This window comes from Flavobacterium sp. EDS (assembly GCF_020991525.1).
In the GTDB taxonomy this organism is placed as follows: Bacteria; Bacteroidota; Bacteroidia; order Flavobacteriales; family Flavobacteriaceae; genus Flavobacterium.
On the sequence record NZ_JAJMOZ010000001.1, the window covers coordinates 505,301 to 519,525 of the forward strand.

At 31.7% G+C, this 14,225-nt stretch carries 11 protein-coding genes and 1 pseudogene; 4 read left to right on the forward strand and 8 right to left on the reverse strand.

Going from position 1 to position 14,225, the window contains the following annotated elements; translation table 11 throughout:
• Window positions 1–77: 77 nt before the first annotated feature.
• Together LPB87_RS02225 and LPB87_RS02230 are read right to left on the reverse strand one after the other, a co-directional pair.
• The gene (locus LPB87_RS02225) at window positions 78–932 is read right to left on the reverse strand and encodes an alpha/beta fold hydrolase (RefSeq protein ID WP_230604711.1); all 855 of its coding nucleotides are present in this window, start codon (window positions 930–932) and stop codon (window positions 78–80) included.
• Between the two features lie 49 nt (window positions 933–981).
• On the reverse strand, window positions 982–1,776 hold the full coding sequence (locus LPB87_RS02230) for a class I SAM-dependent methyltransferase (protein WP_230604713.1): 795 nt from the start codon (window positions 1,774–1,776) through the stop codon (window positions 982–984).
• Window positions 1,777–2,063: 287 nt separating this feature from the next.
• On the opposite strand from LPB87_RS02230, the gene LPB87_RS02235 reads away from it, so the two are divergent.
• Window positions 2,064–3,614 carry an SDR family oxidoreductase gene (locus LPB87_RS02235; RefSeq protein WP_230604922.1) on the forward strand — a complete coding sequence of 517 codons (1,551 nt, stop codon included), beginning with the start codon at window positions 2,064–2,066 and terminating at the stop codon, window positions 3,612–3,614.
• Window positions 3,615–3,736: 122 nt separating this feature from the next.
• Here the strand turns inward: LPB87_RS02235 and LPB87_RS02240 are convergent, their stop codons facing one another.
• The 4 genes and pseudogenes from LPB87_RS02240 to LPB87_RS02255 all read right to left on the reverse strand — a co-directional run bounded on the left by LPB87_RS02240 (window position 3,737) and on the right by LPB87_RS02255 (window position 7,420).
• A complete protein-coding gene (locus LPB87_RS02240; protein ID WP_230604714.1) occupies window positions 3,737–4,183 on the reverse strand; it encodes a GNAT family N-acetyltransferase in 447 nt (148 codons plus the stop codon).
• Window positions 4,184–4,321: 138 nt separating this feature from the next.
• Window positions 4,322–4,792 (reverse strand): FKBP-type peptidyl-prolyl cis-trans isomerase, encoded by a 471-nt coding sequence (locus LPB87_RS02245; protein ID WP_230604716.1) that lies wholly within the window; start codon window positions 4,790–4,792, stop codon window positions 4,322–4,324.
• 147 nt (window positions 4,793–4,939) lie between these two features.
• Window positions 4,940–5,308 (reverse strand): annotated as a pseudogene (locus LPB87_RS02250) (four helix bundle protein).
• Window positions 5,309–5,557: 249 nt separating this feature from the next.
• A complete protein-coding gene (locus LPB87_RS02255; RefSeq protein WP_129537546.1) occupies window positions 5,558–7,420 on the reverse strand; it encodes an ABC-F family ATP-binding cassette domain-containing protein in 1,863 nt (620 codons plus the stop codon).
• 748 nt (window positions 7,421–8,168) lie between these two features.
• Between LPB87_RS02255 and LPB87_RS02260 the strand changes: the two genes are divergently transcribed.
• The 3 genes from LPB87_RS02260 (at window position 8,169) to LPB87_RS02270 (ending at window position 12,157) form a co-directional block, all read left to right on the forward strand.
• Window positions 8,169–10,472 carry a hypothetical protein gene (locus LPB87_RS02260; RefSeq protein WP_129537547.1) on the forward strand — a complete coding sequence of 768 codons (2,304 nt, stop codon included), beginning with the start codon at window positions 8,169–8,171 and terminating at the stop codon, window positions 10,470–10,472.
• 22 nt (window positions 10,473–10,494) lie between these two features.
• Window positions 10,495–11,289 carry a histidine phosphatase family protein gene (locus LPB87_RS02265; RefSeq protein ID WP_230604718.1) on the forward strand — a complete coding sequence of 265 codons (795 nt, stop codon included), beginning with the start codon at window positions 10,495–10,497 and terminating at the stop codon, window positions 11,287–11,289.
• A 67-nt stretch (window positions 11,290–11,356) separates the two neighbouring features.
• Window positions 11,357–12,157, forward strand: a complete 801-nt coding sequence (locus LPB87_RS02270) for a histidine phosphatase family protein (protein WP_230604720.1) — start codon at window positions 11,357–11,359, stop codon at window positions 12,155–12,157.
• 225 nt (window positions 12,158–12,382) lie between these two features.
• On the opposite strand, the gene LPB87_RS02275 is transcribed toward LPB87_RS02270, so the two are convergent.
• Together LPB87_RS02275 and LPB87_RS02280 are read right to left on the reverse strand one after the other, a co-directional pair.
• Window positions 12,383–13,390 (reverse strand): ATP-binding protein, encoded by a 1,008-nt coding sequence (locus tag LPB87_RS02275; RefSeq protein WP_129537550.1) that lies wholly within the window; start codon window positions 13,388–13,390, stop codon window positions 12,383–12,385.
• Window positions 13,391–13,392: 2 nt separating this feature from the next.
• Window positions 13,393–13,740 (reverse strand): hypothetical protein, encoded by a 348-nt coding sequence (locus LPB87_RS02280; RefSeq protein ID WP_230604722.1) that lies wholly within the window; start codon window positions 13,738–13,740, stop codon window positions 13,393–13,395.
• Window positions 13,741–14,225 lie beyond the last annotated feature (485 nt).

Here is a 14,225-nt window from a genome sequence, read left to right on the forward strand (position 1 = left end):
TAAATTTGAATTTTGAGCAAAAATGACAGTCAGGAATGGCTGTCATTTTTTTGTTTATCTAATTTGATTTTCAATCATCATGAGATTTCAAATTTTTTTAAATCTTGTAAAAAAAGTTGCCAGATGGTCTCTTTAAAATTAGTCTTAAAAACACCAAAATGACCAATGTTTTTGACACTGAATTCTTTTGCTGTTAGATGTATTCTTGTTGTTTTAGCATTTTTAAATTGTGCGATGATCCAATCGATTGCAGCAACTGGAGCATAAAAATCATTTTCAATACTGTATGATAGTATATTACAATTTATTCTGTTATAGTTTTCATGAGCATCTTTAATATAGTCAAATTGATAGTTTGGGTTCCTACACCATTTGGCCCATTCTAAAACCATTCCTTTTGGTAAGTCTTCCATGCCACTAACTCTTTTGGAAGGAAAATAATTAAATAAATTAGTTATAATAGGAATTCCTAAGTACCATAAAAGTTGCATTTTAATTCTGTCAAAACCTTTCCAATGTATCCAACTTCCTGATTGTGATGCTACCATGATAACACCATCGAATAAATTATTAGAAGGGACTAAACCTATAAGTTGACCGCCAATACTATGAGTTATAATAAATAATTTGCTCTTTGGATTTTTGTTTTTAACGTATTGAACTACACTTTCAAAATCGTTTTGTGCCCAATTTGAAGCTGTTGTAGAAAATTTAGAAAGTGGTGTGGGTTTAGATTGGCCAATTCCACCGTAATCAAATGTGTAGACAGAATAATGATTATTGGAAAGAAACTTAGCAAAATTGGAATAGTAATTTTGCTTAACTCCTGTGGCAGAGGCAATAATTATGCAATTTGCATTTGGAGTATCTGAAATGAACTCTTTTACAGCTATTGAATAGTGTAATGGCGTATCGATTTTTATTGCTTCCATAATTATAAAATTAATTATAAATGTAGAAAAAATAGTATTTCTTGTGTAATTAAGAAGCTCTAATTATAAAATGTTCTTTTTCTTGTTCGTACCTAAAAAAGACTAATCCCCATTGGTATGTATCGATGGTAACTTTTACTTTGGGATGGTTTTTTATTATTTCCCAGGCTTCTTCCATTTCTGGAGACCAATGAATGTCATCGAAAATCCAAACGGTATCATTAGAAACTGTGGGTAGCAAAAGATCAAAATAATCTAAAGTTGCTTTTTTAGAATGATTTCCATCAAAATAGATGAGGTCATAGTTTTTAGTTTCAGTTTTCAATTTCAATTGAAGACTTCTAAAGTAACTTTCAAATTCTGTAACAACCGATTCTACATTAGTACAATTAAATTTTTGTAATTGTAATTGAGCTAGTCTTGCCGTTTCAGGGCAACCTTCAAGTGTTGTAACTGTAGCTTTTGGGTTTCCTAAGGCTAGGGCAGAAGTGGCTAATCCTAATGATGTTCCGATTTCGAGAATAGAATTAGGTTTAAAGTAAGCTGTAATTCGGAATAGTAATTTAGTTCTTTTAGGTGAAATTCCAGCTGTTTTTGCAATTTTAGAGATCTGTCTCGTATTATTTTCAAAGATTTTTGATCCTGCACCAAAATCAGTTACTTCGATTGTGTTTTTATTTTGTAAAAATGATTTTCGATAAGTATTTAAAATGGCATATTCTGATTTTGCTTTCTTATCATAAAAACATTTCGTTAGTAAGTTAAACACAAAAGGGGAGTGTACCGCGTGTTCGTTTTTGGATTTCCAAAGGAATTTTAGATATGATTTTATTTGAAATAACATAATGACTTTTACAAAGTAGGCGCGAAGATACTAAGAATAGTCGAAAGTCGTAAAGTTTGAAAGTCGAAGGACTCTTAATTAAGAAGAAGTGGATAGAATGATAGCTGATTTTTGATTTCAGATGAGTGAAATCTCAAAAAATAGACAATCTGAATTATTTGCCCATATCAAATCAGAAATCTTTAATCTCTTATGCTTTATGACTTTACTACTTTCGACTTTCAGACTCTAAAAAAAGCTATATTTGCGGGCTTTTAAAATTGAGCTAATAATATGCATTTTTTATGATGACGAAGGAAGAAATAGAAATTAAGAATACGATAACTTCGGAAGAAATAGACCGATGTATTGCTGTTTTGGCACAATTAAATACCGATACAGATCAAATATTTGATATTCCCAGAGAACAAAGAATTGCTCTGCTTAAAGAAGCGGGTATGTTTTCCAGACCAGATAGAGATGAGTTTTCTCGAAGAATTAAGGATGGTAAGGAAGCTGTTAAGCGTAAAAAGGAAAAGAAGGACAAAACGGCTCGTAAAGAAACCGGAATTCGTCATGCGCGTGAAGCAAGTATATTTGTTGCACCAAAGTTATTGGCTTATAACGATCTTGCTCACAAAGAACAATTGGAATTAGAAACGCCTAGGAATTGTTACGTATGTAAAACGGGTTTTACTAAGATGCATCACTTTTATGATACAATGTGTACTGACTGTGGGGATTTTAATTATGCCAAACGTTTTCAAACAGCTGATGTAAAAGGGCAAGTTGCTGTTATAACTGGTTCTCGTTTAAAGATAGGGTATCATATTACTTTGATGCTTTTGCGTGGTGGAGCAACTGTTATTGCAACAACTCGTTTCCCTGTTGATTCTGCATTGCGATTTTCTAAAGAAGAAGATTTTATGGAATGGGGGCATCGCTTAAAAATTCACGGATTAGATTTACGACATATTCCTAGTGTGGAGATTTTTTGCAATTTTATAGAGCAAAAGTATGAGCGATTGGATATTTTAATTAATAATGCAGCGCAAACGGTGAGACGTCCAGCAGGATTTTATACCCATTTGATGGAAAATGAAGAGCTTGCAATATCTTCTTTACCAAAACAAGCACAAGAATTATTACTAGATCATACTAATTGTTTGGATGAGCTAAAAGTATTGACTTCGGGAGCTTCTTCTAATCAAAATATGCCAGTAACATGGCACGGTCCTGAGCCTGGAATTGGATTACGTGCTTCGGCTAAATTATCTCAAATTCCGTATTCTTTTGATAATGCGCTTGTTGCAAATGAGGTTTTTCCAGAAGGAGAGCTTGATGCTGATTTACAACAGGTTGATTTACGTAAAACCAATAGTTGGCGCCTAAGATTGGGACAAATAGAAACGACTGAGATGATTGAAGTTCAATTAGTAAATTCGGTTGCGCCTTTTGTTTTATGTAATCGTCTTTCGGAAGTAATGAAGAAAGATAATACAGGGAAAAAACATATTATAAATGTTTCGGCTATGGAAGGAAAGTTTCATCGCTTTTTTAAAGAAGATCGTCACCCACATACCAATATGGCAAAAGCTGCCTTGAATATGTTAACGCATACTTCATCGGGAACGTTAGCAAAACATGGAATTTTCATGAATGCTGTTGATACAGGTTGGGTAACCGATGAAGATCCTGCTGAATTAGCCAAAAAGAAACAAGAGCTTGAAGATTTTCAGCCGCCATTAGATATTGTAGATGGAGCTGCGCGTGTAATGGATCCTCTATTCGACGGAATTAATACAGGAAAGCATTGGTGTGGTAAATTCTTAAAAGATTATAACCCGATTCCTTGGTAGAATTAGTTTTGAATCTCTGACACAGTCTCAGTTTTTTATCTCATAAAAAAAGCCACAACAGAATTAAATTTTGTTGTGGCTTTTTTTGCTTGAGTAAATGATGCTGTCTAAATTACAATTAGTTATTTCTTGATATCCAGTTTCATTTTTAAAATAGGATACTCTTTTCCTTCATCATCTTTATCGGTTCTGTCGTATGGTAGAAAACCAAATTTGGAGTAAAAATTAACTGCATTATGATTTTGTTCGTTTACATCAACTTTGTTAACGCCAAGTTCATTGATGGCAAAATTCATCAATGTCTTGCCAAGTCCTTTTCCTATATATTCTGGAGCTAAAAATAACATCTCAATTTTATTCTCTGCAATACCAATAAAACCAAGAACCGTATCAGCTTCTGTCAGGCAAAAAACGGGAAAAGAGTTAAAATCGATAGACGATACGATTTTTTTATAATAATCAATGTCAGATGGAACAAGGAAATCATGTGTGGCACGAACAGAATTTTCCCAAACAAGAATCAACTGTTCTTTAAATTTATCATTGTAAGGTTGTATTTCAAAGCTCATTTTGTGTTTTTTACAATAGTTATTTTATAAAATAAAACCACAACAGAATTAGATTTTTGTTGTGGCTTTGTTATTTAATTAAAGCTAGGCTTTTAGTATTCTTTTCAAGGTTTAATAAATAAACAGTGAGGTAGTAGTTTAGTTTATAGAAATTAATTTAATGTCAAAAATAAGCACTGATCCTCCGGGAATAGAGCTATAATCATTGTCTCCATATCCTAAATGTGCAGGAACGATAAGTGTACCGCTACCTCCAGTTTTAAAATAAGGAATACCTTCTGTCCATCCTTTTATAACTTGGTTTAAACCAAAAGAAATTCCAGCACTACTTTCGTCAAATACTTTTCCATCGATAAATGAGCCTTTGTAAGCTACTGTAACATTAGAGGTTGGTGTTGGCTGCACTCCAGTTCCAGGTTCGTTAATTACATAATATAAACCAGATTCAGTTCTATGAGCATCTAATTTATTTTTGGCTACATAATCTTTGATTTGTTGTTCGTTTTTAGCAATATTGTCAACAGGAGCGTCAGTGCTTTCGGCTTTTTTGTTTTTAGCACAAGAAATAAAAAGTGTTAAGGCTAATAGTGCAGGTATAAAGTGTTTCATGTAAAGTAATTTTTTAAAGGCGTAAATATAGTATAATTTTAGTCTCAGTTTTCAGTCCCAGTTTACGGCCTCGGTACGCATTGCTATTATTTATGTAGCAACTTGATATTTGGCTATCTTGTGTAAGCTGAAAATTGTAACTAATTACTAAATCACGCAACTAAATTTATTAGGATTGTTTATCATGTAATTGATTAGTTTTCCAATTTCAATGCTTCTGTCATTTAAATTATCAAAAGTTTCTTTGGTTATGTAGTTGTATTGTAAACAAAATTGTAACCAAACATTTGTTTCAGAGTTTTCAGCATCGCTATCAGTAAGTTTACTTATAAAATGATTCACCTATCTTCTTTTCCGATATGATTCAGAAATATTAGCAGATGCGCTTCTGGATGAACGACGTATTTGGTCGTTAAGAGAGTATTTTTCTTCAGAAGAAAATGATTTTGATAGTTCAAATATTTCCATTGGAAGTTGAAATGATTTTTGATACGCTAATAATTCTTTAAATCCCATTAATTTAATTTTTACGAGTAAAGTAAAATAAGACAAAACCTGCTATTTTGATTTAAATAAGTTTTGGTTAAAAATTAAATATAAAAGGAAAATCATAATTACTGGGGAAAATTAAAAAAGCCACAATAAGATTTTACTTTATTGTGGCTTTTATTTTTATATAAAATAAGAGCTTTTACTGTTCAACTGTAACTAAAAGCTACTTCTGAAACAGAAAACTAAGACTGGGACTGAAAACCGATACTGAATCTATCCTTCAATCTTAGCAGAAAGCTCAAACCAGCGTTCTTCTTTTTGATCTATTTTATTAATGATATTTTGTAACTCATTAGCTTTTTTCTCAATGTCGGCATCGGCTACTTTTCCGTCAGAGAATAATTGCTCAATTTTAGTTTTATCTATCTCTAAATCTTTGATTTCTCTTTCTAGTTTTTGATATTCTTTTTGCTCATTAAAAGTTAGGTTTCCAGTTGGATTGTTTTGTTTCCAATCTTTCTTTTCGGCTTTGTTTTCTTCTTTTTGGGCTACATCAGCACTATCTTCATACGCTCTAAAATCGGAGTAGTTTCCAGGAAAATCCTCAACAACACCTTGTCCTCTAAAAATGAATAAGTGATCTACAATTTTATCCATAAAGTATCTATCGTGAGAAACTACTAATAAACATCCTGGATAATCTAAAAGAAAACTCTCCAAAACGTTTAATGTTACGATATCTAAATCGTTTGTAGGCTCATCTAGAATAAGGAAGTTAGGATTCTGAATTAGGACAGTACATAAATACAAACGTTTTAATTCTCCACCACTTAATCTATCTACAAAATCGTATTGTTTTTTAGCATCAAAAAGGAAACGTTCTAATAATTGTGAAGCCGATATAATCTTTCCTTTCATCAACGGAATATATTCTCCGTATTCTTTGATAACATCGATAACACGTTGTCCTGGTTTTGGGTTGATTCCGCTTTGAGTATAATATCCTATTTTTATTGTTTCTCCAACAACAACTTTTCCTGAATCTAGCGGAAGTGTCCCCGTTAATAAATTAAGGAAAGTCGATTTTCCAGTTCCGTTTTTACCAATAATTCCGATACGTTCTCCACGTTGAAAATCAAAACTGAAATTGTCTAAAATAACGTGATCTTTGAATTTTTTAGAAATTTTGTGAAGCTCAATAATCTTGCTTCCCATACGTTCCATATTAATTTCAAGCTCGACTTTATTTTCGCGACGACGGCTTTGTGCTTTTTCTTTAATTACATAAAAGTCATCCTGACGCGATTTAGATTTTGTTGTTCTCGCTTTTGGCTGGCGACGCATCCATTCTAATTCTTTTACGAATAGGTTTTGTGCTTTATCTACACTTGAGTTTTCAGAGGCAATTCGCTCTTCTTTTTTCTCTAAGTAATAAGAGTAATTCCCTTTGTATTGGTATAATTTTCCGTTGTCTAATTCTATGATTTCATTACAAACACGCTCCAAGAAGAAACGGTCGTGTGTTACCATAAACAACGTGATGTTTTCTTTTGCAAAATAACTCTCTAACCATTCAATCATTTCAAGATCCAAGTGGTTGGTAGGCTCATCCAGAATTAATAAATCAGGACGATTGATAAGAATAATGGCTAATGATAAACGTTTTTTCTGACCTCCAGAAAGACTTTTTACTTTTAGTTTAAAGTTCTCTAGTTTTAGTTTAAACAGAATTTGCTTGTATTGTGTTTCGAAATCCCAAGCATTATGTTGATCCATTCCGTCAAAAGCTTTTTGATATGCTTCTTCATCTTCAGGATTTTCTAATGCTTTTTCGTAAGCTTCAATAACTTTTAGAGTTTCATTATCAGAAGCAAATATGCTTTCTTCGATAGTAAGTTCCTCTTGTAAGTTATTGTTTTGCGAAAGAAAAGCCATTCTGATTCCTTTTCTTAAAACTACCTGACCTGTATCTGGTTCTTCTAAACCATTGATAATACTCATAATAGTTGTTTTTCCAGAGCCGTTTTTGGCAATGAAAGCAATTTTTTGGTCCTTATTGATTCCAAAAGAGATGTTGTCAAATAAGGTTCTTTCACCAAATGACTTGGATATATTTTCTACAGATAAGTAATTCATGGAAATTTGTAACTGAAAATCAGTTTTTTATTGTTTAAAAATAAGTAACTCAATTAGTCTCTACATTTTAATAGCAGTTCCTAAAAAAGTTCGCGCAAAGATAGCCTTTTGGAGCAAACAAAAAAAGGGACTTTTTAGCTATCTTTTTCATTGTATTTTACATAGTTAATTTAAAATAACATCCCTTTTTATGAGAGTTGGTAAGTCAGTTTGTTTTGATTGAATAGGTATAGTAAGGGTATCATAAGAAAAAGGACTGAGATTGTAAGAGTCATAAAATAGGTTTGCTTCTGTTTGTTTAAGAAAACAACTACAATTTTTAATTTTGTATTCTTACAAAAAACAAATGGATTAATTGTCATAAGTCCAAAAATGACATACTCAATCAGTATGTTTTTTTCTTAAAATATTTGAGTCTCCAATTTTTCTTAAAATTCAAATATTACAGGGAAATTGTAGCATATGCCAATATTTTTTGGATGTATAAATTGCAATAAAATCATTTTGAGATAGTCTCATCTTATTGCTAAAATTATTTCGCTATACTTTTTTTTAAACTTCTTTTCTTGCTAATTATTTAATTTTAACAGTATTTATTTTTCAATATTGAAATATTAATTTATTATTGCTTCATAAAGAAGCGATAGAAAGATTGAATTAATTTACTTCTATTAGATATCGTTATGAGGTTAAAATGGAATTTTATAAAAAGAAGATTAGAAGTAATATTAACTAAAACCAAGCAAATATGAGATGTAAAATTATGTATGGAATTATTGTGATGAATATGGTGTTTTCTATCGCCAGCTATTCTCAGATAAAGAAAGATAGTATTGTAAGAATAGAAAAAGACAAAAAAGAGACAAAATTAGTTAAGGAAGAAGCACAAAACGTGATGTTGAATGCTTCTAATGATAATGGTCCCCGAAATGTAAATATTGGTTTACCAGCTAGTATTGGTGGTACTACAATATTAGAAAATGGACTTCCTGTTGTTTACAATTGGGTAGGTCAAAATCCTACAAGCGCTTGGCGAGCAGGATCTGGTTTTAGTAAATTTCAGGTGCAAACAGTTGGTGAAACTGCTATTTCTATAGGTGATGTGGGAGTTTCAGTAAGTACCTATAGTAATAGAGGAACAGAAAAGCATCAGCAGAATTTGGCTTTTAATTCTAATGGATTTGGGCTTTTAAGGGGAGATGTGAGTTTTAGTGGCCCTTTAAAAAACAATTGGTATTATGCTGGAAGTGTGTTTTTAAATTTTGACCCCGGTACTTTTAAATCTGATTTCACAAATTATTTTGATAAAACTCAAATTTATAAAGGGGTAATTAGTAAAAAATACAATGGAGGCAAAGGAGAGATTTCTGTGCAATATAAGTTTGCAAATTCAGAAGGAATTAGTTCAAAAGTAAGTCCATATACCTATAATTTGGATGGAACAGTAAGTCAGTTTGGGAATTTTAAAATTGGTAGAGATTCCTATTTAGAACGTTCTGGAAAGTCAACAATCATTAATCCGATTACGGGACTAAGAGAAACACTTGATCAGATGAAAGATATGGGATCTACGACTAATGCTGTAGATATCATGGGAAACAATGCATTAACTAATGGTATGAAGTTAGATTACGTTGTTCGTTTTCAAAATGCTAAATCGGGTTTGTATAATCCCTATTTTACAAGTTTAAGAAAAATTGATGCTTCAAAAAATCGCTATGTGTATGTAGATGATCAGGATCAAGTATATCAAGGGGATTATGTACAGGGAGTATTAGCTCTTAATACACCAAAAATTTCTCAGAATACTATTATGGGAAGAGTTGATCTAAGTAAAAAAACACAAAAACACCATTGGTCAATTGGTTTAAATGAATTTAATTATAAGATAGATAATTCTTATCAGGCTAGCTATAATATGGTTCAGGAGGTAGCAGATAATCCTGGTAAATTAATTACTCAGATAAAAGATAGTAATGGAAACTGGATAAATGATTCAAAAGTTGATGAGTATGGAAATTCAGGTTATAATGCGGCATTACAATATTATTCGGGTAACGAGAATAAATTAGCACTTTACGGTACTGAAAAATGGACAGTGAATGATAAGTTAGAGTTTAATTTTGGAGCTCGATTAGAATGGCAACGTATTGATGGTTTGTGGTATCCTAAATCTAGCAGGGATGCTGCAAAAGAAGATGGATTTATAAACAATCAAATGGATATGTCTAAAAGACAGGCAATACAAAAAGATTGGTTCAATAAAGCATTCACGGCTAGTTTCCTTCATAAAACATTTGATAATGTTGGTTTCTTGGGAGACATTTCTTATACAGAAGTAGCAGGAAATTTAAGTAGTTATTCGGGTGCTGATGATCCTAATATTTCGCCTTCGCAGATTCCTGGAGCCTCTGTGGGGACTTATTTTAATCATCCTTTAGTGAGTTTAGTTTCTAAAATTACGTACATACAACGCAACAATTTTAAAAACAATTCTTCTTTTCAAGGTGGGCACAAACAGACTATTACCTACGATATTCAAACAATAGGATGGACAACCGATATGGAAGTAAAGCCCTTTAAAGGTTTTAAATTTCATGCGTTGCTGACTCTTCAAAATCCAGAATACAAAAATTTTGTGGTTGACTTAAGTGAAGTTGCCGCTGAAGGAAATAAAATTTATGATTTTAGTGGAGGAACTGCTCGTAGTGTATCAAAAGTGCTTATTGAGTTGGATCCAAGCTATTCTTATAAAAATTGGAGATTATGGGTTAGTACACGTTATTTTAGTAAAGAAGCGGCTAACTATCCGAATACGCTGTTTTTTGCAAGTCGCTGGGAAACCTTTGGAGGTGTTGCTTGTAAGTTGAATAAAAAAATAGATTTGAATCTTAATGTTGTGAACTTTTTAAATCAAAAAGGAGCACAAGGATCTATTTCTGGAACAAATACAACTACTATAGAAGAGGCTCAAGCCTTTGATGGTAGGCCATTAGTTGGGACTTACATACGACCTTTTACAGTTGAATTTGGAATAAAAGTAAAATTATAATTAATTAACGAAATCTATCATTATGAAAACGCATAAAATCATCTTCTTATTGGTTGTCTTTTTTACAGCAACTTCAATTAGTACGGCACAAAAATCTAAAAAAGCAATTAAAACAAGTCCACAAAAGGTTACCTTTTATATTGCTCGTCACGGAAAAACGATGCTTAATACACTCGATAGAGTACAAGGTTGGTCTGATGCGCCATTAACTCAAGAAGGAGTTGAAGGAGCAGAATTTTTAGGCAAAGGGCTTAGAGGAATTGACTTTAAAGCAGCTTATACAAGTGATTTAGGACGTGCGACTCAAACAACCAATATTGTATTACAAGCGAAAGGAGATAAAAAAATAGCTATTATTGAGAATGAAGGATTGAGAGAAACCAATTTTGGAAGTTATGAAGGTGACTTAAATTCAAAAATGTGGGGTGATGCCGCAATCTATTTACATTTTCCGACTACAGAAGCTCTTTTTGCTGATGTAGGCAAAAAGGGAGTGAAAGAAGTGCTTTCGGTAGTGAAAATACTCGATAAATTGAATATGGCAGAAGATTATGACCAAGTAAGAACACGTACTCAAAATGCACTGAAGTCTATTGCCGAAAAGGAAGCGACTAGTGGTGGTGGAAACATATTTATGGTAGGACATGGAATGGCAATAGGTACTATGTTGTCTAATATAACAGGAGAAGAAGTACCACGTTCCCATATGGCAAATGCTTCTGTGTGTAAAGTAATCTATGACAAAGGTAAGTTTACTGTAGAATCTTTTGGAGATACGAGCTATATTGAAAAAGGAAGACAAAGCATAGGTAAATAGAAAGGAAAGCAATTTGTTGCTTCGAACAAAATAAAATGAAAAAAGGCATGACCTAAAAACTTAATATATGAAAACAAAAACCATAAAAACAGTTACAATTCTCTTTTTATTCCTTTCTTTTTTTAATGTAAATGCACAAAAAAATAAAAATAAAACTGCTTCAGAAGATAATATTGTTACTTTTTATATCGCTCGTCATGGAAAAACTATGATGAATACTCTAAAAAGAGCTCAAGGTTGGGCAGATACGCCACTTACTCCACAAGGAATAGAAGTAGCTGAATATTTGGGAAAAGGACTAAAGGACATTTCTTTTAAAGCAGCTTATTCTAGTGACTTAGGCAGAGCACATCAAACGGCTCGAATTGTATTAGATACAAAAGGAGATAAAAACATGAATATTATCACAAATGCAGGATTTCGAGAAGCATGTTTTGGTCGTTTTGAGGGCGATTTAAATGACAATATGCTTACAGCAGCTTCTATATATATGCATTATCCTTCCACAGAAGCCATGCTAAAAGATTCTGGAGAAAAAATGATGCGAGATTTATTTTCAGCTATAAAAGCAATGGATAATCTTGGAATGGCAGAAAATTTCGATGATTTGAGGTACCGTACACAAAGAGCATTTCAGGAAATAGCTGAAAAAGAAGCCGCAACAGGAGGTGGAAATATCTTGCTTACGTCACACGGATTGGCAATAGAAGTTATGCTCTCAGGTTATGATTCTAAAATACCAGTTACCGCACAATTAGGAAATGCCTCTGTGAGTAAGGTAATTTATAAAAATGGAAAATTTACAGTAGAATCTGTTGGGGATATGAGTTATGTAGAAAAAGGAAAAAAAGAATTATCATCTAAATAGGTTACTCAAAAAAGATGCAAATAAATAATAAAAAAGAGGTTTAACTTTTAATTAAAGTTGAACCTTTTTTTTTGGAATGTAATTGATAATCACTCTTTAATTAAGGAGTGACATTTGTTTATTCTTGGTTCTTGTTATTTCTTCATAAACTTGTACTTCATTTTTTTTCATCCTCTCAAATAGAATAGTTAAGTCTGGTTGAAAAAGAATAGCATAAAAAAGAGGCTAAGTCAAATTCAAAAAGATAGAGAAGGAAGTGCCTGATTTTCCATCGCTTTCCATTTTTATGGTACCACCATGTAGTTCTACAATTTGTTTGGTAAGATGCATACCTAGTCCAGTTGTGTATTCACCAGCTGTTCCTACACGTTTTGCTTGGGTAAATTTATCATATATATATTCTTGTAAATTTTTGGGAATACCAATTCCATCGTCTTTTACAACTAGTTTTAGTTTATTGTTTTCGGTAGAAGTAGAGATGTCAATAGCTCCATTTTCATATGTAAATTTAAGACTGTTAGATAGTAAGTTATGAATTACTCGTTCGAATTTTGGACGGTCAATCTTAATCGTTTTACCGAAATTAAGGCTCTTTACTAATGTAATCTGTTTTTGCTCCAGTTCCTTAGAGAAATAAGTAATGGATTCTTCAATTAGACTATCAAAATTTTCTTGTGTATAAAAGGTTGGTTCTTCAGTTACTTGCTCAGTTATTAGAACATCTTCGATAATTTTAAAGGCAAAGTCACAACTTTGATTTAAATAGTCTACCAGCTGTTTGTTTTCTATAAGTTTAAGATTATTTTGAAGCATGTCGCTTATCATTCTTATAGAAGCAATTGGATTCTTTAGATCATGAGCAGCCCATTGCATGGTTTGTTTTTGAATGCTAAGGCTAGAATTTAGATGATATATGATGTCATTTTGAGAAATTGTACCTACAAAAGTCTCCTTGTCATATACCATTAAAACATTTTGTCCACTACTGTCCATGATATTAAGAACATCAGTAATTTTATCCGTTTTGTAAACAACAGGTTTTTCGGTGAGGCAATCTATAATAATTAAGTGTTGTTTTTTGGCTAAATCAGAAGAGGTAAGAATACCAATGGCTTCATTTTCTTCCATTACAACAATCCCTTTTTCTATATACTCGCTACGTCTTGCTGTTACAACACCTGCATAGGCATCTAATGTAACATAATCGTAATTTACAAATGGTGTTATACTCATAGTTAAAAATCCTTAAGCACTATATTTTTTACAGAAATATTTATTTTGAAATCTACACTTATAAGTTCGCCTTCTGATATATATGGGAAGACATTTTTTTCTAAAATTTGGATTACCTTTTTTTTGTCAATCTTAGTAAGTATGTTTTTATTGACAAAAACAGTTTCTATATTTTTATTGCCAACGTCGATAGTTTCAAAGCCATTCGGAACTAATAATTCAAATGATTTTGAAAGTCCAATTTTACCTTGAATTGAATTTTTTGCAAGAACAAGAATGTCTTGAAAAGGAGGAAGCTTTATTTCTTCAAAACTAAGATTAATGGTGTATGTTTTGTTTAAATCGTTCATATTGTGAGTGGTAAAAAAAATAAGCAGAGAGACAAATATACATTTAAATTTTCATCTTTAAATAAGCCAATCTAAAGCAATACTATTCACTTCAGATTTTTCTTATTTTGAGTATTTGGATTTAATGTAGTGTTATATTCCTTAGCCGAAATTTTATATTATTGAGATTGATGTTTTCTTTAAATGCACGTTGGCTTATTAGATAAATATAGTGTTTTAATGTAGTTTTTTTACGACGTATATGAAAAAATGAATGAGTTTTAGGATTAAAATAATAACGAATAAATAATAATCTATGTATTTGTTTGGTTTTTAATGATTTATTGCTGGTTTTTAGAAGGATAAATTATGTTAAATATAAATCTTGCATTATAAATTAATGAAGTTTGTACATAAAAAGAGAACAGAAACATATTAATTATCAAATCATGGAAGAACTAAATTTTACTTAAATTGAAATAAATGATTCGATATTTAATAAATAG

Coding starts and splice junctions, on each gene's coding strand:
- LPB87_RS02225 (WP_230604711.1), bottom strand. CDS start 932: ATGGAAGCAATAAAAATCGATACGCCATTACACTATTCAATAGCTGTA.
- LPB87_RS02230 (WP_230604713.1), bottom strand. CDS start 1,776: ATGTTATTTCAAATAAAATCATATCTAAAATTCCTTTGGAAATCCAAA.
- LPB87_RS02235 (WP_230604922.1), top strand. CDS start 2,064: ATGACGAAGGAAGAAATAGAAATTAAGAATACGATAACTTCGGAAGAA.
- LPB87_RS02240 (WP_230604714.1), bottom strand. CDS start 4,183: ATGAGCTTTGAAATACAACCTTACAATGATAAATTTAAAGAACAGTTG.
- LPB87_RS02245 (WP_230604716.1), bottom strand. CDS start 4,792: ATGAAACACTTTATACCTGCACTATTAGCCTTAACACTTTTTATTTCT.
- LPB87_RS02255 (WP_129537546.1), bottom strand. CDS start 7,420: ATGAATTACTTATCTGTAGAAAATATATCCAAGTCATTTGGTGAAAGA.
- LPB87_RS02260 (WP_129537547.1), top strand. CDS start 8,169: ATGAGATGTAAAATTATGTATGGAATTATTGTGATGAATATGGTGTTT.
- LPB87_RS02265 (WP_230604718.1), top strand. CDS start 10,495: ATGAAAACGCATAAAATCATCTTCTTATTGGTTGTCTTTTTTACAGCA.
- LPB87_RS02270 (WP_230604720.1), top strand. CDS start 11,357: ATGAAAACAAAAACCATAAAAACAGTTACAATTCTCTTTTTATTCCTT.
- LPB87_RS02275 (WP_129537550.1), bottom strand. CDS start 13,390: ATGAGTATAACACCATTTGTAAATTACGATTATGTTACATTAGATGCC.
- LPB87_RS02280 (WP_230604722.1), bottom strand. CDS start 13,740: ATGAACGATTTAAACAAAACATACACCATTAATCTTAGTTTTGAAGAA.